This is a genomic window from Shewanella litoralis (genome assembly GCF_009828585.1).
In the GTDB taxonomy this organism is placed as follows: Bacteria; Pseudomonadota; Gammaproteobacteria; order Enterobacterales; family Shewanellaceae; genus Shewanella; species Shewanella litoralis.
Map to the genome: position 1 here is coordinate 26,706 of NZ_WSRZ01000030.1, position 19,883 is coordinate 46,588.

Genomic DNA, 19,883 nt, shown 5'->3' on the forward strand with positions numbered 1-19,883 from the left:
GTGTTAATCAACTGTAGACGGCAATATAGCGCTTAGCCAATGGTGAACGGCAATTAGAAGTTGTGTGGTTAATAAAACAGCAAAAATGATAAATTAGGTTCACGACACTAAGTTGAGAGAGGGTAAGCCTAGGTGGATGTTGTGAGTTGCTTTATTGCTAATGCTGTTAGTGATTCGGTATAAGCATTTATTTTAACGTGTTCCACACTCCAACCTTTCACAAACCGCTTAAAATCAGCCCAGGCAACACAATATAACGGCCGCCAAGCGTGCAAAACATCTTGCGGATTAATATGAGGATGAAACTTACGCAGTCCGTGAGTCAATTCGCTAAAGTAATGCTCAAGATAAGCATCAATCATGCTTTCTGGTTCATGGTAGTTCAAGACACTGCTAAGTAACATGATGACATCTTTCATGCCGCAGCCCTGGCCAATGTATTGGAAATCGACTGCCGCAGCTCGGTTGTCTTCACTAAAGCAAAAGTTAGCTAACTTTGCATCACCGTGGAGCAGAGTTTGAAATGGGCATTGGCTTAATACGCGGTCAATCATTACCGCTGCTGACTTTAATGGACCATCAGATAGCGCAGCATATTCATCCGGGCGCGTGTCTAAATGCCAATATGTACCTACAGGCCAAAGCCCGTTGGGGGTCGCTGACATGTATTGCGCATGGAAATAACCTAGCCAGGTTAAACACGCCCGCACAACTGTGGGCGTCACATGAGGATTAACCCGGGTAAAGCCAATCGTGTGTAAATCTTGCAGAACTAATAACGTTTCGTTGGTCTGTTGTTCTACATATAAACATTGGGGTAAAGGGCTTAATGGCTGTTGTGAATGTGCGTTGGCATAATGTTGATACCAATTTACTTCAACGAGGTAAGATTGCAATTTTCGTTGATGAGACAAAGGCGTATTCCAACCTCGCGGGTGCGAACTGGGTTGTGGTAAGCGGATGTATTTTACAATGACAGACGGATAGGATGTCCCACAAACATAAGCTCTGAATAGCTGACCATAACCACCCCAAAGTGGTTGTATTAATTCCACATGACTGATCTGACTTGCACCAACAGCCTGGCTAATGCGTTGTAAAATATTTTCAGATACGGGGATTTTTGCCATGTTTAAGCTTATCCATAGGTGACTAAGCTCTATTGTAACAAACTTCACATGTTGGATTAACTGCTCCTCGATGTTCATTTCATCTGCAATACCTTTATTTCACTCTCAGTATTAATGGGCATTTATGATGATCTATTGTCTAAACGTAAAAATTTATAATTTTTTTCTAATGTATTTTTTATGCGTAAAAAAATGGTTTAAGGTGGTGCATATAAGTGGGTGTACTGATGTTTTAATAAGCAACCTAGCACTTGTTTTAAAACACTTTATTAACATCGATTGGTTTTATTTTAGAAACAATTGTTTCATTTATTGTGACGTTAAAGTGACGATGTAATGTCGCGTTCAATGCAAGCTATTGTTTATATTAGGCTTGCGGTTTTACGTTCAGCTGTTGAATAGTCAGTAATTTGACGGTATCCTGTGCGCAAAATGTAACAAAGATTTACATGTTGTTACATTGTGTTATCAAATCCGCTTAATCGATCCAGGAGTAATCATGGCCACTGCAAGGACAACCATTTTCAAACTGAGCACACTTTCTGCTGCTATTTTATTGACTGCATGTAGTAACTTATCACAACCAGCCAATGTATCTGTATACAACGCAGAAGAGTTAGCGCAACGAAACAATGCCTTGCTAGAAAGAGAAAAAGCGGTCGCTAAACGCGAAGCTCAATCTCAAGATGCTATAGCCGGTAAAACGAGCCCAGAAGGTGAGTTACTTCCGCCTAATGCTAAACCCGGTGAATGTTATGCGCGTGTATGGGTAGAACCTACTTACGAAAATTACACAGAAACCGTCATGGTAAAAGAAGCCAGTGAAAACGTGAGTATTGTGCCAGCACAATATCAACAGTCCACAGAAACCATTGAAGTACAACCTGCTAGTTTTAACATGGTTGCAGTACCTGCAACTTACGATGTTGTGACTGAGCAAAAACTAATACGTGCAGCAGGTTCGCAGTGGTTAGTCGACTTACGTAAGGGCAGTGCACCTGCAAGTGCTGAATTATTGAAAGCTGCGACAGAGCATGGAGTTAATCTAAATAATGCTACGGCTGGAATGTGTTTCCATGAACATTACATGCCTGCACGTTATGAGCAAAAAGGTGAGTCTGTACTGGTTGCTGAAGCGTATGATGTTGTTGAAACCATTCCTGCAGAATTCCGTTGGGTCGAAAAGCGCATTCTAGTTAAAGAAGCCAGTACTCGTATGGAAGAGGTGGCCGCACAATATGAAACGGTGACTGAAGACGTAGTCGATGTACCTGCTCACAATATCTGGAAAAAAGGCGTTGGCCCAATTCAGAAAATTGATGAAGCAACTGGCGAAATCATGTGTTTAGTTGAAGTGCCAGCCACTTATAAAACACTGACAAAACGCGTATTGGTGTCTCCTGCAACATCACGCACTGTCGATATTCCTGAAGAATACGAAACAGTTCGCGTGCAAGAGTTAGTGAGTGAAGCACGAGAAGTGCGTACACAAGTGCCTGCTAAATACAAAGATGTACAAGTCACCCAAAAAGTGGCTGATGTTGAGTTTGTTTGGCATGAAGTGCATAACGACGAACACCCAAAAGCAACTCGCACTGGCAACAAGATTTGTTTGACAGAAACGCCAGCGGAATATGAAACGGTTAGTCGTCGTGTGGTAGTGAGCCCTGCATCAACTCAGCGCGTAGAAGTTGCTGCAAAATATGAAACCATGAGTGTGACTAAGTTAGTGTCTGCTGCTAAAGAGATGCGCACAGAAATCCCTGCAGAGTTTGAAACAGTGTCACTAAGCCGTATTGATAAAGATGGCTTTATGGAATGGCGTCCAATTTTATGTGAAACCAACATGACACGCTCAACCATTACCGATCTACAACAGGCATTAGCAACAAAAGGCTATAACCCAGGTAAGATTGATGGCGTAGTGGGTGTTGATACTATCAAAGCTGTTAATGCATTCCAAAACGATAATAACTTACCAACCGATAAGTACATCAATATCGAAACGGTAAAAGCATTAGGCGTTAATCTTTAATAAAGCGTTTAAGGGCTGTCGATCTTTGAGGGTGAAAGTAAGCCATTAAAGATTAATTATCCCCGCTAAAAAGCCCAGGTGCTAATCTTATTCAGATGATCACCTGGGCTTTTTGCTGCTTTAATCACGCCACATAAATTGGTTATATGATGCTTGTTTAACGCTGCTGTAAATGGTTGGGAGTCATTGATAAAAATAATGATATTAGCTGTTTACGTTTATTTTTTTGTAGTATTATGCTCGCGCTTTTTATCAATATCATTAAGGAACAATGATGTACAAAATGTCTCTTCTTGCCACAACCTTGTGTGCTGTTTTAGCTGCTCCTGCCTTTGCCAACACCGATACTCTCTCATCAACATCAGATAACCGCGGTTTTTATATCGGTGGTGCAGTGAATAAAACAGAACTTGGTTCTGGTGATGCCAGTGGCTCAGCCGATGCGACAGGTTTCGGGATATACGGTGGTTATCAATTTAACGATTGGTTTGGTTTAGAAAGTAACTTTTTTGCTGCTAATGTCGGTGAAGACGATTTGGATGTCGTTGCAGGTGCTCTGACGTTTACCCCTACATTTACTGCGCGTTTCAATGAAACATTTTCGGTTTTTGCTAAAGTGGGGGTGGCATCAATGGCGGTTGTTGTTGATGGTTATTATGATGACTTTACCGCTTCGGGTTTTGGTTTAACTTATGGCATAGGCTTAAACGCAGCAATAACTGAAAACCTTAACCTTCGGTTAAGTTACGATATGAGCAAAGGCGATCTTGATATCGATGAATATGGCTATGTTGATGATATAGATGCTGAAATTGAGCAATTAGCATTGGGTTTACATTACCAGTTCTAACAATTTATTCGAGCTGTTTATCAAGAAAATTAAGGCTACCAACAGGTAGCCTTAATTGTTTCACCCTTATAGCGTAGGACGATGTAAGTCGAAACGCTGCTCATCTGAAATCCCATAATAAGCCGATGGCCCGCCAGCGCGTAACACTGGCTCTGCTAGTGCAGTTTGGTAAATCCCTTCTGCATTGAGTAAGTGCTTTTCAATGTGTACAGCAACCACTTCACCGAGCACTAACCAGGTATCAATTTTGTCGCCATTAGCTGCAGTAAGTTGAATACATTGGGTTAATTTACATTCAAAGTTGACTGGGCTTTCGGCGACTCTGTCTGCCGCGACAATATTACCGGCTACTGGTGTTAACCCTGCAAATTCAAACTCGTCAGTACCGCGAGGCAATGCCGCTGAGGTTAGGTTCATTTGCTCGGCTAACGTGCGAGTGGTTAAGTTCCACACAAACTCGCCCGTTTCAACAATATTGGCCACACTGTCTTTCCAGGCGGTACTGGCAAAACCAATGATCGGTGGGTCGTAGTTAAAGCAATTAAAAAAACTATAAGGTGCTAAGTTACGCTGCCCCTGGGCATTACGCGTTGAAATCCAGCCAATAGGGCGTGGGCCAATAATTGCATTTAATGGATTATGCGGTAAACCATGGCCTTTACTAGGCTCATAAAAAAATCGATTTTCAGTGCTCATGACATATCCCTTTTTACGACGGCATCAATGCGGTCCACAATAAACGTAAACCCACTACGATCATCAAACTTAGAATGATCTGCTTAAATTGTTTTTCATTAAATTTGTCTTGAATGCGCAAACCTAGTTTTACTCCAATCCAAGCAATGGGCGCAAGCATTACCGACACCGTTAAATTGCCCAGATTGATTTGCCCCAACATCGAATATGGGATGAGCTTGACCACATTCACAACGGCAAAAAACATTACTGCAGTACCAAGATATTGAGTTTTTTCTAAGCGCAGCGGAATTAAGTAAGCATTGAGTGGTGGACCACCGGCATGAGCAACAAAGCTGGTAAACCCAGCAAGCGTACCGCATATTCGGCCAATGAAGGCTGATGGTTTGCGCTGCGACCATTCACCAAACGTTAATCCATATATGCCAAATCCTAATGAAATAATGCCTAAAAGTCCGCGTAGATACTGCTCATTGAGTTGATCAAACAATAAATAAGCCAGCACAATACCGACAATGGCCGCGGGCAGTAAAATCAATAATTGCCGATTACTTTGTTTATTCCACCAGGAGCGGACACTTAAAAAATCCATGTAAACCAGTAAGGGGAGCATGACCGCGGCGGCCGCAGCAGGGCTGATCGCAAGAGCTAATAACGGCACCGTTAAGCCGCCTGCGCCACCTGCAAAGCCTGATTTAGAAATGCCGGTAATGAGCACTGCAGGTATGGCTACAAGCCAAAATATTGGATCGGTTAACATTGTTCCCTCTGTAAAATCTAAGCCGCAATCATGCGTTTAGCTACCATAGTGCACTGCGGCAAACGATTTGAGCAACCATGTTTTACGAAATAGACATAATAAACATAGCAATCTAACGGGGAGAGTTTTGAGCGGTGATGTATTGGTATTACGCTCAGACCGAGTATTTCGGTGTGAGCGTAAATTTGTCGCGTATTGTAGTAGATGTGTATTCTTAAAATAGTAAAGCCAACTAATATTGCCATTGAGAGAATCACGCCAACAAAGGCAATCACTAGCTGATTTTTAAAAATGGCTTTAAGTAAAATCACCTCCGTTAAACTGGTGCCCGCGCTGCCAATAATCAGTGCCATAACCGCACCCAGCCCGCTAATGCAGCACTTAACGGAATAACCGCTTCTGCGCGGATGTATAGCGGAATACCAATCACTGCCGCCACAGGTATCGCAAATGGATTATCGTCACTAGCTATTGTGCTGATGAGCAAACCCCGCCAGTATGATGCATTACAGTAGCTATAAATTAAGGGTGATTTCACCATGATAACCTTGAGTGATTGGCAACAACACGGACAATTTGAGCAGCTTAATGGCCCGCAAATCTTTACTCGTATAGGAGGAGAAGCCTCTTTGCCGGCATTATTGCTCATTCATGGTTTTCCCAGTGCCAGTTGGGATTGGGAAGGCATGTGGCAACAACTCACTGAACGATATTATGTGATTACCCTTGATATGTTAGGTTTTGGCTTGTCGGATAAACCTAAAAATAGCGAGTATTTAATTAGCCAACAAGCCGATATTTATCAGGCGCTTTTAACCAAGTTAGGCGTGAATGAATTTCATATTTTAGCCCATGATTACGGCGATACCGTTGCGCAAGAATTATTGGCAAGGCAAGTTGATGGTGAGAGTAAAATACACATTAACAGCGTGTGCTTATTAAATGGTGGCTTATTTCCTGAAACCCACAAACCGGTATTGATTCAAAAGTTATTATTATCGCCCTTAGGATCTTTTGTGGCGAAAAGGATCACCAAGCAAAAATTTGCCGCCAACTTACAGCATATATTTGGCCCAGCAACCCCGCCAACGCCAGAGGTAGTCGATACGCTTTGGCAACTATTAAACCATAATGATGGTATCGCAGTGATGCACAAACTCATCACCTATATGACCCAACGCAAACAACATCGTCAACGTTGGGTAGAGGCGCTGGTGAACAGCCCAGTACCAGTCAAACTGATTGCGGGCGCATTAGATCCGATCTCGGGCCAACATATGATTGATCGCTATGGTCAATTGATCCCCAATGCAAATATCACCACCATGCCGACACTCGGCCATTACCCTCAAGTAGAGGATGCGCGTGCCATCACTGCGGCATATTTACAGTTTAGAGACAGCATAGAGTAATCTATGATTTTAATATTTAGGGCAGCATTTAATGCCGTTTATTGAGGCTTGCCAACTAGAACATTTGCTCACAAATCAATACTAGACTGCGTAAGGTATTGCACGTTAACGTTATGTATTACGTCATTTTTATCGACGTTGTTTTTGACATGACTTATCGCCATCAATCTTTGCTATCAAATACTGCCATTAATAGGTAACTCGACACATGAAAACAGCCATTGAGTATTACTTTACCAGCCTTTCTCCCTATGCCTATTTAGGTCACCATACGTTTACCGCCATTGCGGCAGAGCATCACACCTCCATTGACTACAAGCCGATAAAACTTGGCAAACTGTTTGCCGAGCGAGGCGTGCTACCGGTAAAGCAACGTCCGCAAGCAAGGCAAGATTATCGTTTAATTGAGTTAGCACGCTGGTCTAAAAAACGCCAATTATTGCTTAACCTTCATCCGGCTTTTTTCCCGGCAGACCCAAGCTTGGCCGACAGATGTACCATTGTGTTACAACAAATGGGACAAAACCCCGCTGAGTTTGTCGCGCAAATGCTGGCGGCATGTTGGGCAAAAGATCAAAACATTGCCGATGTTGCATTGATACAGCAGATCCTCACATCATTGCAGCTTGATGCAGATAAGGTTATTGCGCAGGCATCATCGAGTGAAATTGAAACGATATACGAAGCTAATACTACGGCTGCCATCGAAAAAGGTTTGTTGGGTGTGCCGACCTACGTGTATCAAGACGAGCCATTTTGGGGCCAGGATAGACTTGAGCTGTTGGCCGACACACTAGCGGAATAGCGGTTTTTACGGTAATAAAAAACAAATGGCTATGCTGACGTTTATCACGTCGGCATAGCAATTAACCATAAATCGTGGAGAAATACAGCATTACAAAGCCTGTTTGCTTAAGCTGCATGGCACTGCGATTTTTTAATGTCGCAGTCTTTACTGTGGTAATGCGTTAAACTCGGCTCTAATCTGTTCAATTCGCTCACGGTTAACGCCAAAGTCTGAGTGACCAACACGTGAGGCCGATCTTACCTGGATCATGATTTTACCTGACTCAACTGACGGAAAGTAAAACTCAACATCGTCAACAAAGCGCATAATCTGCGAGGTAAATTCAACCCGAATATAATTATCTTCTACCACGACAATACTCGCTCGCTCAGCCGCTTTTAATACGTGCAATAGGCCTACTTGAGCTTGTTGAGACGTGCCGCTAAATGCAATCGGTTCAATATAATGTTCTTCATCTGTGGCTGCTTGCTGGCTATTCACGCAGTTGGGCGAATCTGGGCATGGCGTTAATTTTCCTGCGGTGACCCCTAAGGTGGGTACAGTGCCAGAGCAACCCATTAACAGCACCATAGCAAGTGCCAGTATTGAAGTGTGTTTATACATTTTGCTTCCCTTATGTGTAAAACGTCATGTGTTTGCGGTTATCGGTATCAACAGCGTAATTGATCTTCTGTTGTCTACAGTAAAACAATAAGTTGCGCTTAACAATGCGCTATCAATCTGCCGGCGTAAATAGGTCGATGTTGATTGCAAGGATTGGTATATATGAACTCTCGTGGTGCAACTTTGTTAAAATAATGCACAAAAACGATGCGCTATCCTCAGCTTGTTTTTGTATAAATGATAATCAACCATGGCGGGCAATAATAAATAATATAGATAAAACAACATACTAAAATTTTATTTTGTTAAATTTTTTATGTTGGAATGCGAAATGCACAAATAACCATAATGCAAGAGCTCAACTTGATTGAGTTTCACGTTAGCCAAATAGATGACTAGGGTTCCGGCTTGTCAATGATGTCAATCATAACAAGTGACTGGTCCGAGAGTTACCAACCCGGCAAAATGATGTTGATATTGTCACCACTGCTCAGTAGGTGATTTTAATATGGATGTCATGGTTGTTTGCAACCAGGTTACACGGAGGGATAAAAGCCCGGGAGGTCAATTTAGTTGAACCTCTTGCGCAAAAAATTCGTGTAAATTACTGGAGCAATAACCATGAGATCAATAAAAACAGTTTTATTACTTACCCTTATATTATTCACCTCGTTTACTTCAGCTAATGCGTCAGCCAAAGACAAATTTTCAGTTTGTTGGTCTATTTATGTCGGTTGGATGCCTTGGGATTATGGTGAAAGCTCTGGCATTGTAAAAAAATGGGCTGACAAATACGGTATCGAAATTGATGTCGTGCAAATCAATGATTATATCGAGTCAATTAACCAATACACCACGGGTCAATTTGACGCTTGCACCATGACCAACATGGACGCATTAACCATTCCTTCTGCCAGTTTTGTCGACAGTACCGCCCTTGTGGTCGGCGACTTCTCTAACGGTAATGACGGCGTAGTGTTAAAAAATGGCACCGCATTAGCCGACATTAAAGGTCAGCAAGTTAATCTTGTTGAACTCAGTGTTTCACATTACTTACTGGCTCGCGCGTTAGGCACTGTAGGGTTAACAGAACGAGACATCAGCGTTGTTAACACGGCCGACGCCGACATGGTTGCGGCATATGCCACAGACGATGTGACCTCGGTAGTGACCTGGAATCCGCTATTGTCAGAAATCTTACCTATGCCTAATACCACGCAAGTATTTGACTCATCTAAAATTCCTGGCGAAATCATCGACTTGTTAGTGGTTAACAGCAAAACCTTAAAAGAAAATCCAAAACTGGGTAAGGCACTTGTTGGCGCATGGTATGAAATCATGGGCGTGATGCAAAAAGATAAAGCCGCGTTAACGCAAATGGCGATCGCATCTGGTACTGACTTAGCCGGTTTTGAGGCGCAATTAGCGACCACCAAAATGCTTTATACCCCACAAGCGGCTGTCGAATTTACCCAAAGCGCACAACTGCCAAAAACCATGGAATACATCGCTAAGTTTTCATTTGACCACGGGCTATTAGGCGACGGCGCCACGGACTCTACTTTTATTGGCATCGAAACGCCTGCTGGCATTGTCGGTGATAAAAATAACATCCAATTACGCTTTGACCCAACTTACATGCAGCTTGCTGCAGACGGAAAGTTATAAGTCTTAATCCTGCAAAATTAGCCTAACGCAGGTTGTTAGGCTAACGAACTCTTAATATAACGGTGACTTATGAAAAGGTTAATGAACTTAACCCCGTCAAAACCATTAAGTATTTTCTTAAGCTTATTGCCTTTTGTCTTGGTGTTTTTTCTCTATGGCAGTTTATCGAATGCCCGTTTGGCAGAGAACCCAAATGACAAACTGTTGCCCAGTTTTAGCCAAATTGGCAGCGCAATAGACCGTTTAGCCTTTAATGAAGATAAACGTACCGGTAAATATATTTTGTGGGCCGATACTCAAGCCAGCGTATTACGCATTGCGGTCGGGGTAACAATCAGTGCGGCATTGGGGTTAACCATAGGCTTATTTACCGGACTTATTCCGTTAGCGCGCGCCAATTTATCACCCATCATCACGATTATTTCACTGATCCCACCGATGGCGATATTACCGATTTTATTTATTAGTTTTGGTTTAGGCGAACTGGCCAAAGTGATGTTGATTATTGTGGGAACCGCCCCAGTGATTATCCGTGATATTCAGATGCGGGTATTGCAACTGCCGTCAGAGCAACTCATTAAAGCGCTGACATTAGGCGCATCAACCTGGCTAGTCGCATTACGTGTGGTGTTACCGCAAATTCTACCAAGTCTGTTGTCATCAATGCGATTTTCACTCGGCGCTGCCTGGTTATTTTTAATTGCGGCAGAGGCCATTGCCGCGCAAGAAGGCTTGGGTTATCGAATATTTTTAGTACGCCGTTATATGTCGATGGACGTGATCTTTCCTTACGTTATCTGGATTACCACTCTGGCATTTTTAATGGATTTTAGCTTAAAGCGCTTGTCTCAAGTTTGCTTCCCTTGGTATCACAGCAATGAAAATGGCAAATAAGGAGCAAATGAGATGAGTTTTTTATCGGTCAAAAATGTCTATAAATCTTATGGCGATAACCTGGTTCTTGAACGGCTAAACCTCAACGTCGAACGTGGCGAATTTATCTCAATGGTGGGTGCTTCAGGCTGCGGCAAGTCGACATTTTTAAACATGTTATTGGGGAAAGAAGCGCTATCGAAAGGCGAAATATTTTTAGAAGGCAAATCACTGAGCCAAGAGCCTGATGCCGAGCGCGGCATTGTGTTTCAAAAATATTCTGTGTTTCCGCACTTAACGGTTTTACAAAATATCATGATTGCAGATGAATTCAGCCAGGCACCGTTATTGGGTTGGACATTTGGCGCAACCAAAAAAAACATCAAGCAAAAAGCCTTAGATTTTATTTCAATTGTGGGGCTAACAGCGGCCATTCATAAATACCCCAATGAGTTATCTGGCGGTATGCAACAGCGTTTAGCCATTGCACAAGCATTAATGAAATCCCCCAAAATCTTACTGTTAGACGAACCTTTTGGCGCATTAGACCCAGGGATCCGCGCCGACATGCACGAGCTTATTCATGATATTTGGCAACAAAACAACTTAACCATTTTTATGGTGACTCACGATATCAAAGAAGGCTTTGAGCTTGGCTCAAGATTATGGGTGTTCGACAAGCTAAGGCACGACCCACAAGCGCCTAATGCCTATGGTGCTCAGGTGACATTCGACTTACCGCTTACCACGAAAAAACACAAAAAAATTGCCCAAGAAACACTAGAGGAATCAAGCCAAAATGTCTGATGCTATTTTATATAAAGATACCCTACCAGGGGGTAAACATTGGTCAATGCGGATGCGCCGCGGTACCAGTTTAAAGTTAATTGATCTCGAAGGCGGCGCGAATGTCGGCATGTTGTTTTACAACCCAGAAAACCGACTTGAACGCTATAACGCGCCAGACACATTAAAAGGCCAACACACCTTTAAAATCACCCAGGGCCATTGTTTATACTCTGATATGGGACGTATTTTTTGTTCGGTGACTGCCGACTCGTTAGGGTGGCATGACACCGTTTGCGGTAACAGCAATAGCGCGTTAGTGACCAAAAAGTGGGGCAAACAAGACTATCAACATGACCGTAATGACTGGCTGCAAAATGGCACCAATGCCTTTTTAGTCGAAGCCGCAAAATATGGCTTAACCAAAAAAGATTTAGCCGCCAATCTTAACTTATTTAGTGCCGTGATCCCCGACGATGATGGCAACTTGCAATATCAGGTTGAGCACTCAAAAGCCGGCGACTTTATTGAACTGCGCTTTGAAATGGACACCATAGTGTTGCTACACACATGCCCGCATCCATTAAACCCTACAAGCACTTATCCATTTAAACCCGTTGAATATCAATTGTTAACTTCGGCCCCTGTCGCAGACGATGACGCCTGTAAAAACGCCTGCGCCGAGAATCAGCGCGGATTTGAAAATAATCGTTTGTATCACCTAGGTGTATAAGGGGAATCATTATGATCGTTGAAAGCCAATTAGCACCAGAAAATGCTATCGTGCGTGACACCGTTGATGCCGGTGATTATTACTTAAAGACCATAAAGAAAGGTCAAACTGTGCGGATTTTAGACCTTGAAGGCAACCAGGCCGCAGACACCTTATTTTACAATGCTAACGATGCTAGCGAGCGTTATAGCGCAATTGATACAGTGCGTGAACAAGGCAATGTTTACCTTACCGCTGGCACAGTGTTAATGACCAATGACTGCAATCCTATGTTAACCATTGTGGCCGACACCTGTGGACGCCATGACACCCTTGGCGGTGCGTGTGCCACTGAAAGCAACACAGTGCGCTACGCCCTAGAAAAAAAATGCATGCATGCTTGTCGTGACAGCTGGCTTCTGGCCGTGGCTGAAAATGAACAACTCGGGCTCAGCAAAGCAGATATTACCCACAATATTAATTTCTTTATGAATGTGCCTATCACCGCAGACGGCAAGCTCAGCTTTGCCGATGGCATCAGTGGTGCGGGTAAGTACGTTGAGTTAACTGCCTTAATGGACACCATTATATTGATTTCAAATTGTCCGCAGCTCAATAACCCTTGCAACGCGTACAACCCAACACCAATAGAAGTGCTGATCTGGAATTAGTCACAGATTGACAAAAGCTTATGATTGTTAGGACGACCTAGCCATCCACTGTTTAATCGCGGGACGACCCGCAGTGTTAGAGTATTTGATTATGTTTAATACTGTACTGATTGCTAATCGTGGCGCTATTGCTTGCCGTATTATCCGCACCTTAAAAAAGCTTGGCATTGCTAGTGTCGCTATCTATTCAGAAGCCGACCGAGAGTCATTGCATGTGCGCTTAGCAGACCAAGCGTTTAGCCTCGGTGACGGGCCGGCAAATCAAACTTACCTTAATCAAGACAAAATCATTGAGATTGCAAAGCAATCAGGCGCACAGGCGATTCATCCTGGCTATGGTTTTTTAAGTGAAAACGCAGATTTCTCTATCAAACTCAGTGAAAACAACATCTGCTTTATTGGGCCGCGCCCAGAGCAAATGGTGGCGTTTGGCTTAAAGCATCAGGCTCGTGATATTGCCGAAAAAGCCGGAGTGCCTTTAGTTCCGGGCAGTGGCTTACTTGAAAATGTTGACGATGTTGTGGCGTTTGCTGAGCAAGTGGGTTATCCGGTCATGTTAAAAAGCACCGCGGGCGGCGGTGGTATTGGTATGCAACGTTGCGACAACGAAAGCCAGCTTGCAAAAGCCTTCGCCAACGTGAAATACCTTGGCGCGCAAAACTTTGCTAACGACGGCGTGTTTCTTGAAAAGTTTGTCGAAAAAGCTCGCCACATTGAAGTGCAAGTGCTGGGTAACGGAGCAGGAGACGTGGTAACCCTAGGCGAGCGAGATTGCTCAAGCCAACGCCGCAATCAAAAAGTGATTGAAGAAACCCCAGCCCCCAACCTACCAGACACGGTACGCCAAAATATGTGGGCGACGGCCAAGCAATTAATGACGTCGTTAGATTACTTAAATGCAGGCACCGTAGAGTTTATTTATGACAACGATAACCAGGCGTTTTACTTTTTAGAAGTGAACACCCGCTTACAAGTCGAGCATGGCGTAACCGAACTGTGTTTTGATGTCGACTTAGTCGAATGGATGCTCAATATTGCCTTTTGTGATGCTGCCGCTAACGCCTGTGACTTGTCAGCTTTAGCAGGTAAATCTTCACAGGGACATGCCATTCAAACTCGGGTTTATGCTGAAAACCCAGTTAAAAACTTTCAACCTTCGGCCGGTCTATTAACCCAGGTTAACTGGCCAGAAGCCTCAAATGAGCCAGGCGCACAATTGCGTATCGACCACTGGATTGAAGCCGGGGTTGAAGTGTCGAGCTTTTTTGACCCTATGCTAGCTAAAGTGATTGTGCATGCTGATGATCGTGAACAAGCTATTACGCAACTCGACCACGCATTAGCGCAAAGCCAGCTTTATGGCGTGGTAACTAACATTGATTATGTGCGCCAGATATTAGCCGGTGACATCTTTAAGCAGGGTAAAATGTTCACCCGGACGCTTAATGATTTAACGGCCAGTTTTAACGGCTTTGAAGTGATTAAACCCGGCACCATGACCACGGTGCAAGATTATCCTGCCCGCACTGGGTATTGGGATATCGGTGTGCCGCCTTCTGGCCCATTTGATTTTTATTCTTTTAACCTCGCCAATCGTTTATTAAATAACGACCCTAATGCCGCTGGGTTAGAAATCACCTTAGAAGGGCCTTCACTGCAGTTTCATCAAGACACTCAAGCGGTAATTTGTGGTGCACAGATAGCCATTAGCCTCGACGATGTTAGCTACAGCAACAACCAAATCATGAGCATAAAGGCAGGTCAAATTTTAAAAGTTGGCAAGGTGAGTCAGGCTGGCGCTAGAGCCTATTTAGCCATTGCTGGTGGTATTGACTGCCCCGATTACCTTGGCAGTAAAAGCACCTTTACCTTAGGACAATTTGGCGGCCATTGCGGTCGTGCGCTGCGCACCGGTGACTTTTTACGCTTAGGTCAGGATAACAAAACCCAGCCTGTGAATATTGACCATACCCTTGCCGACACCCTCAGCGCCAATATCGACAACCAATGGCAACTGCGAGTGATGTATGGACCACATGGCGCACCAGACTTTTTTACTGACCAAGACATTGCCACCATTGCAGCGCACCAATGGGAAGTGCATTACAACTCTAGCCGTACCGGTATTAGACTGATTGGCCCTAAGCCTGAATGGGCGCGTGAGTCTGGCGGCGAAGCAGGTCTGCATCCTTCAAATATTCATGACAACGCTTATGCTTTTGGTACCGTTGATTTTACAGGAGATATGCCGGTGATTTTAGGGCCAGACGGCCCAAGCCTAGGCGGTTTTGTTTGTCCATTTACCGTGATATCGGCAGATTTGTGGAAGCTAGGTCAATTACAAGCAGGTGATAAAGTCAGCTTTGAAGTGGTCGATTTAACCACCGCAAAAGCTGTTGAACAAGCGCAGCTACAACAGTTATCAAGCTTGAGTGAGCAGACGCTGAGTTATCAACAAGCTGAGATAAATACCCCCATATTAGCCACATTAATCACCCATGATGCTGAGCCAGATATTGTGTTTCGTCAGGCGGGTGACAAGTTTTTACTGGTTGAATACGGCGAGCTGGTGTTAGACCTAACGCTGCGCGCGCGAGTGCAAGCATTATTAGAGGCCGTTAAGACGGCAAATATTCATGGCGTGCTTGAGTTAACCCCTGGGATCCGCTCACTGCAAGTGCATTACGATAACTTTGCCGTGGATGTATTTGAACTTATTGCCCACATCAAACAATTAGATTTAGCCCTAGGCGACACCACTCAACTTGAGTTTGACTCGCGCGTAGTGCATTTACCCCTAAGTTGGGACGATGAAGCCTGTCAGTTAGCCATTGAAAAGTATATTCAATCTGTGCGAAAAGACGCCCCTTGGTGCCCGTCAAACCTTGAGTTTATCAAACGCATTAATGGGCTTAACCATATTGAACAAGTTAAAGATATTGTGTTCGACGCCAGCTACCTGGTGCTCGGTTTGGGTGATGTTTATCTTGGCGCACCCGTGGCCACGCCCTTAAATCCTTGTCATCGCCTAGTCACCACAAAATATAACCCAGCCCGAACCTGGACCGCTGAAAACTCAGTAGGTATTGGCGGGGCTTATATGTGTGTATACGGCATGGAAGGGCCGGGGGGATATCAGTTTGTTGGCCGTACCGCACAAATGTGGAACCGCTACCGTAAAACCACTTCATTTGAAAACCCCTGGCTGTTGCGTATTTTTGATCAAATTCAATTCTATCCGGTGAGCCATGATGAATTGATGCAGATCCGTGCCGACTTCCCCATTGGAAAATGGCAACCCAAAATTGACCAGAGTAAGGTATCAATGCCTGAATTAGCCAAACAATGGCAACAGCAACAGGCAAAAATTACCGAATTTACTCGTCAACGAGAGCAAGCCTTTGAGCAAGAAATGGCAGCCTGGAAAGCCATTGGTCAATTAAATTATCAACAAGATGTCGATCTAAATACTGCTACTGACGAAATCGAGCTTGCCGAGGGCGAATTTATTGTTGAATCCTCGGCGGCAGGTAACGTGTGGTTAGTGCAAGTCGAAGCGGGCGCCGCGGTGGCTGAGAGTGAATCATTAATTGTGCTTGAGTCGATGAAAATGGAAATCGACATTAGCTCGCCAGAAGCCGCCACCATCTCACGGGTGTTAGTTGACGTGGGCCAGCAAGTGCAGGCCGGGCAGGCGTTGTTAGTGCTTAAAGCCGCAAAGTAGATTGAAACGAAAGGAATACATAATGAACTTAACCATAGCGTCACTAAAACAAGCTTATCAGAGCGGCGAAACCACACCACAACAGCTTATTCATACGTTACTTGAGCAGGCAGCCACGCTTGACTCTGTGTGGATACACTTATTGTCAGCGGCAGAAATTCAGCCCTATATTGATGCATTGGCAGACAAACCCATGGCGGATCATCCTCTTTGGGGGGTCCCTTTTGCGATTAAAGATAATATTGATTTAGCCGGTATTCCTACCACGGCAGGCTGCCTGGAATTTACCTATGTGCCGTTAAAATCGGCCTACGTTGTTGAGCAGCTTATCGCTGCTGGTGCTATTCCGCTGGGTAAAACTAACTTAGACCAGTTTGCGACAGGCCTCGTGGGGACGCGTTCACCTTTTGGCGCAACACCTAATGCCTTTAACCCTAAATATATTTCTGGGGGGTCAAGCTCTGGCTCTGCTGTGGCGACGGCAAAAGGTGTGGTTAGTTTTGCTCTAGGTACCGACACAGCTGGGTCTGGCCGAGTGCCAGCATGCTTTAATAATTTAGTCGGATTAAAAGCCACCAAAGGGTTGTTATCAACCTCAGGTGTCGTGCCCGCGTGTCGGAGCCTTGATTGTGTCAGTGTGTTTGCCCTCACGGCAGTAGACGCTAAGTCAGTGTTTGCTGTGGCGGCAGAGTTTGACAAATTAGATTGTTATTCACGTCAAAACCCTCAGAGTAATATCGGTCAGGTTGCGGTGCCAAACAGCTTTACGTTTGCCGTGCCGCAGCCTGAGCAGCTGGCATTTTTTGGTGATACGCATTATCAAAAAGCGTTTACTCAGTCTGTTGAGTTACTCGAGCAAATGGGGGGCACTAAAGTCGAGTTAGGTTTTGCGCCACTGCTTGATGCCGCTAAGCTGCTTTATGAAGGCCCCTGGGTGGCCGAGCGATATGTGGCAACAAAAGACATTGTCGATAACAACCCTTCGGCAATGCTGGACGTTATTTATCAAATTATTTCAGCGGGTGCCGAGTTAACTGCCGCTGACACCTTTAGTGCCTTATATAAACTTCAGGCCATGAAACAAATTTCAGATGAGCTGGTGGCTGGTGTCGATGTACTGGTTACGCCCACTGCTGGGAGTCATTACACCATTGCAGAAATCATGGAACAGCCGATAGCCCGCAACTCAAACTTAGGCTATTACACTAACTTTATGAATCTGCTTGATTTAGCAGCAGTAGCGGTGCCGACTCAATTTACCGACAACAACATGCCTTTTGGTATTACGATTTTTAGCAGTGCTTTTAGCGATCAAAAGTTGTTAACTCTTGCAGAACGTATTCAGCAACAAGCCGCTTTACCGCTTGGCGCAACAGAATATCAATATCAAGCCGTTGATAACGCGCTGACTAGCAGTGCAGGGTACATTGATGTGCTGGTGTGCGGCGCGCATCTTTCGGGCATGGTGCTTAACTGGCAACTGACAGATCGCGGAGCCTGGTTAACACAAACCACAACCTCAGCGGCTAAATATCGTATGTACGCTGTACCCGGAGCGGTAGAGCGTCCTGCGATGATCCGCGACGATGCCAATGGCGTCGCTTTTGAGGTGCAAGTATGGACTATGCCTGTGAGTGAGTTTGGCTCTTTTGTGGAAGGCATTGCTCAGCCATTAGGGATTGGTAAAGTCGAGTTAGCCGACGGCACATGGGTCACTGGCTTTATTGCAGAGGGTTACGCCGCCAGTATTGGTAAAGACATTAGTGAGTTTGGTAGCTGGCGCAAATACAAAGCCACTTAAATTTGATGTTGAATCTTGAAGAGGGATAGCTTACTTGTAATAAAGAGGAACCCGGGGTTTAAATCTCTATCTTTCGCCCAATAAAAAGGCTCATCATTTCTGATGAGCCTTTTTATTTGAATGTGGCGGAGGGATAGCTTTCTCTAATAAAAAGGAACCCAGACTCTCGAATTAAATAGTTAAAATAGTCGTTTAGATTCATTTGGTTGCAATCATCTTTATCGGTCAAAGCTGCAATTGCTAACTAAGATTGACTTTATTCCTGAAGTTGAAAAAAGTCAATAATTATGAGGCCTCAAAAGAGCTAACTTTATACATATAAATTTTGAATCATAATAAAGTATAAATCAAACGGGTCTGATAAAACTCCACGAGCCCGAACAGACAAAGGAGAAGGTAAACAAAATCGCATGGGGGGGCAGTTGACTTGCGTAGTAGTACGGATTTAATTAGGTCACAGCCTCTCTTTTAAGTCCGCCTTTTATAAACATCAGGGCAGTACAACCGCTTCTAGCCGTAAATAAGTCGCATCAAAAACAATGACAAGTGTTAGGCTATAGAATAGATAGCTAAGGTCAAAAAACCTTCGGTGAGCGGGTGAGCAGAGTATTATTTTAAACTCACCGTGAGCGTCTATATACTGCCATTTTTTACATGCTTATTGTAAATAATGAGCCCAGTTAACAGCTGGATTTACTCTGTAGCATAGTTTTTCCCTTGATGGTTTCAGGCCTGTACGCAATAATCCGCATCATTTCAAGATAATTCACCTTGTCACTGCAAATAAGAAATAGCGGCAATTACTGAAAAGTACAATTCGCACATAACATAAAATGCCAGAGCTTTACTTTTCTTCCGTAAGCACATTGCAATGATAAGAATATGAACAAAAATTAACGTGATGGGTACTATTATCATGGCTATATTTTTTCAGCGGGACAATAAATTTCAGCAATTTTAGCCTTAATCACATCTTCGCTCTCAGTAAAGTGTAAATCTTTTTTAAACAAATCATCATAACTAACATCTTGAACTTGTAACAGGTAGGCTACCTTAGCCCAAGATTCAAAATAAAACTGCTTGCTTGAGTCATTACCCCATGAAGCTAATCCGGCACAAAAGCCAATCGTAGGTTTTCCTCTTATATAATCGGCTGAACCTTCAATTAGCCATTTTGGCGCCATAAAAAAATTTATAAAACCAAGCTCTACTCTCTGGTTAGTATGCTCTCATAGACAGGATCTTTAGCAATAAACCTATATTTTAGATAGAAAAAAGGCCTTATTTATGATCTGATAATTGTCGCCAAACAAATCAACATGACCAATAAATAAAGCCAATGACAATTATCACC

At 43.8% G+C, this 19,883-nt stretch carries 16 protein-coding genes, 1 pseudogene and 1 riboswitch; of the genes and pseudogenes, 11 read left to right on the plus strand and 6 right to left on the minus strand.

Annotation, left to right across the window (positions count from 1 at the left end):
* Positions 1–128: 128 nt before the first annotated feature.
* The gene (locus tag GQA99_RS18235) at positions 129–1,130 is read right to left on the minus strand and encodes a phosphotransferase (RefSeq protein ID WP_160056360.1); all 1,002 of its coding nucleotides are present in this window, start codon (positions 1,128–1,130) and stop codon (positions 129–131) included.
* Positions 1,131–1,629: 499 nt separating this feature from the next.
* Here GQA99_RS18235 and GQA99_RS18240 point away from each other — a divergent pair, with 499 nt between their 5' ends.
* Positions 1,630–3,165 (plus strand): peptidoglycan-binding domain-containing protein, encoded by a 1,536-nt coding sequence (locus GQA99_RS18240; protein WP_206194589.1) that lies wholly within the window; start codon positions 1,630–1,632, stop codon positions 3,163–3,165.
* Between the two features lie 274 nt (positions 3,166–3,439).
* A complete protein-coding gene (locus GQA99_RS18245; RefSeq protein ID WP_160056394.1) occupies positions 3,440–4,015 on the plus strand; it encodes a porin family protein in 576 nt (191 codons plus the stop codon).
* Positions 4,016–4,081: 66 nt separating this feature from the next.
* Here GQA99_RS18245 and GQA99_RS18250 read toward each other — a convergent pair whose 3' ends face one another.
* From GQA99_RS18250 to GQA99_RS18260, 3 genes and pseudogenes are all read right to left on the minus strand, one after another.
* Positions 4,082–4,711 (minus strand): flavin reductase family protein, encoded by a 630-nt coding sequence (locus GQA99_RS18250; RefSeq protein WP_160056362.1) that lies wholly within the window; start codon positions 4,709–4,711, stop codon positions 4,082–4,084.
* A gap of 13 nt (positions 4,712–4,724) precedes the next feature.
* Positions 4,725–5,471, minus strand: a complete 747-nt coding sequence (locus tag GQA99_RS18255) for a sulfite exporter TauE/SafE family protein (protein WP_160056364.1) — start codon at positions 5,469–5,471, stop codon at positions 4,725–4,727.
* Between the two features lie 224 nt (positions 5,472–5,695).
* A pseudogene (locus GQA99_RS18260) lies at positions 5,696–5,952 on the minus strand (permease); the annotation flags it as partial.
* A 58-nt stretch (positions 5,953–6,010) separates the two neighbouring features.
* On the opposite strand from GQA99_RS18260, the gene GQA99_RS18265 reads away from it, so the two are divergent.
* Positions 6,011–6,883, plus strand: a complete 873-nt coding sequence (locus GQA99_RS18265) for an alpha/beta fold hydrolase (RefSeq protein ID WP_160056366.1) — start codon at positions 6,011–6,013, stop codon at positions 6,881–6,883.
* A gap of 208 nt (positions 6,884–7,091) precedes the next feature.
* Positions 7,092–7,688 carry a 2-hydroxychromene-2-carboxylate isomerase gene (locus GQA99_RS18270; RefSeq protein WP_160056368.1) on the plus strand — a complete coding sequence of 199 codons (597 nt, stop codon included), beginning with the start codon at positions 7,092–7,094 and terminating at the stop codon, positions 7,686–7,688.
* 147 nt (positions 7,689–7,835) lie between these two features.
* Here GQA99_RS18270 and GQA99_RS18275 read toward each other — a convergent pair whose 3' ends face one another.
* Positions 7,836–8,294, minus strand: a complete 459-nt coding sequence (locus tag GQA99_RS18275; protein WP_160056370.1) for a DUF1499 domain-containing protein — start codon at positions 8,292–8,294, stop codon at positions 7,836–7,838.
* Positions 8,295–8,678: 384 nt separating this feature from the next.
* A riboswitch (guanidine-I (ykkC/yxkD leader) is annotated at positions 8,679–8,859 on the plus strand.
* 56 nt (positions 8,860–8,915) lie between these two features.
* Between GQA99_RS18275 and GQA99_RS18280 the strand changes: the two genes are divergently transcribed.
* The 7 genes from GQA99_RS18280 to atzF all read left to right on the plus strand — a co-directional run bounded on the left by GQA99_RS18280 (position 8,916) and on the right by atzF (position 18,529).
* On the plus strand, positions 8,916–9,962 hold the full coding sequence (locus GQA99_RS18280; RefSeq protein WP_160056372.1) for a putative urea ABC transporter substrate-binding protein: 1,047 nt from the start codon (positions 8,916–8,918) through the stop codon (positions 9,960–9,962).
* Between the two features lie 69 nt (positions 9,963–10,031).
* Complete coding sequence (locus GQA99_RS18285; protein ID WP_160056374.1) at positions 10,032–10,856, plus strand: ABC transporter permease; 825 nt, start codon at positions 10,032–10,034, stop codon at positions 10,854–10,856.
* A gap of 12 nt (positions 10,857–10,868) precedes the next feature.
* Positions 10,869–11,642 (plus strand): ABC transporter ATP-binding protein, encoded by a 774-nt coding sequence (locus GQA99_RS18290; protein ID WP_160056376.1) that lies wholly within the window; start codon positions 10,869–10,871, stop codon positions 11,640–11,642.
* Entirely contained in the window at positions 11,635–12,354 is a 720-nt protein-coding gene (locus tag GQA99_RS18295) for an urea amidolyase associated protein UAAP1 (protein ID WP_160056378.1), read from the plus strand. Before GQA99_RS18290 ends, GQA99_RS18295 begins: the two co-directional genes overlap by 8 nt.
* 11 nt (positions 12,355–12,365) lie before the next feature.
* On the plus strand, positions 12,366–13,004 hold the full coding sequence (locus GQA99_RS18300) for an urea amidolyase associated protein UAAP2 (protein WP_160056380.1): 639 nt from the start codon (positions 12,366–12,368) through the stop codon (positions 13,002–13,004).
* 91 nt (positions 13,005–13,095) lie between these two features.
* Positions 13,096–16,728 carry an urea carboxylase gene (gene uca, locus GQA99_RS18305; RefSeq protein ID WP_160056382.1) on the plus strand — a complete coding sequence of 1,211 codons (3,633 nt, stop codon included), beginning with the start codon at positions 13,096–13,098 and terminating at the stop codon, positions 16,726–16,728.
* A 22-nt stretch (positions 16,729–16,750) separates the two neighbouring features.
* Positions 16,751–18,529 carry an allophanate hydrolase gene (gene atzF, locus GQA99_RS18310; protein ID WP_160056384.1) on the plus strand — a complete coding sequence of 593 codons (1,779 nt, stop codon included), beginning with the start codon at positions 16,751–16,753 and terminating at the stop codon, positions 18,527–18,529.
* A gap of 920 nt (positions 18,530–19,449) precedes the next feature.
* On the opposite strand, the gene GQA99_RS18315 is transcribed toward atzF, so the two are convergent.
* Positions 19,450–19,713, minus strand: a complete 264-nt coding sequence (locus GQA99_RS18315) for a hypothetical protein (RefSeq protein WP_160056386.1) — start codon at positions 19,711–19,713, stop codon at positions 19,450–19,452.
* Positions 19,714–19,883: the final 170 nt, after the last annotated feature.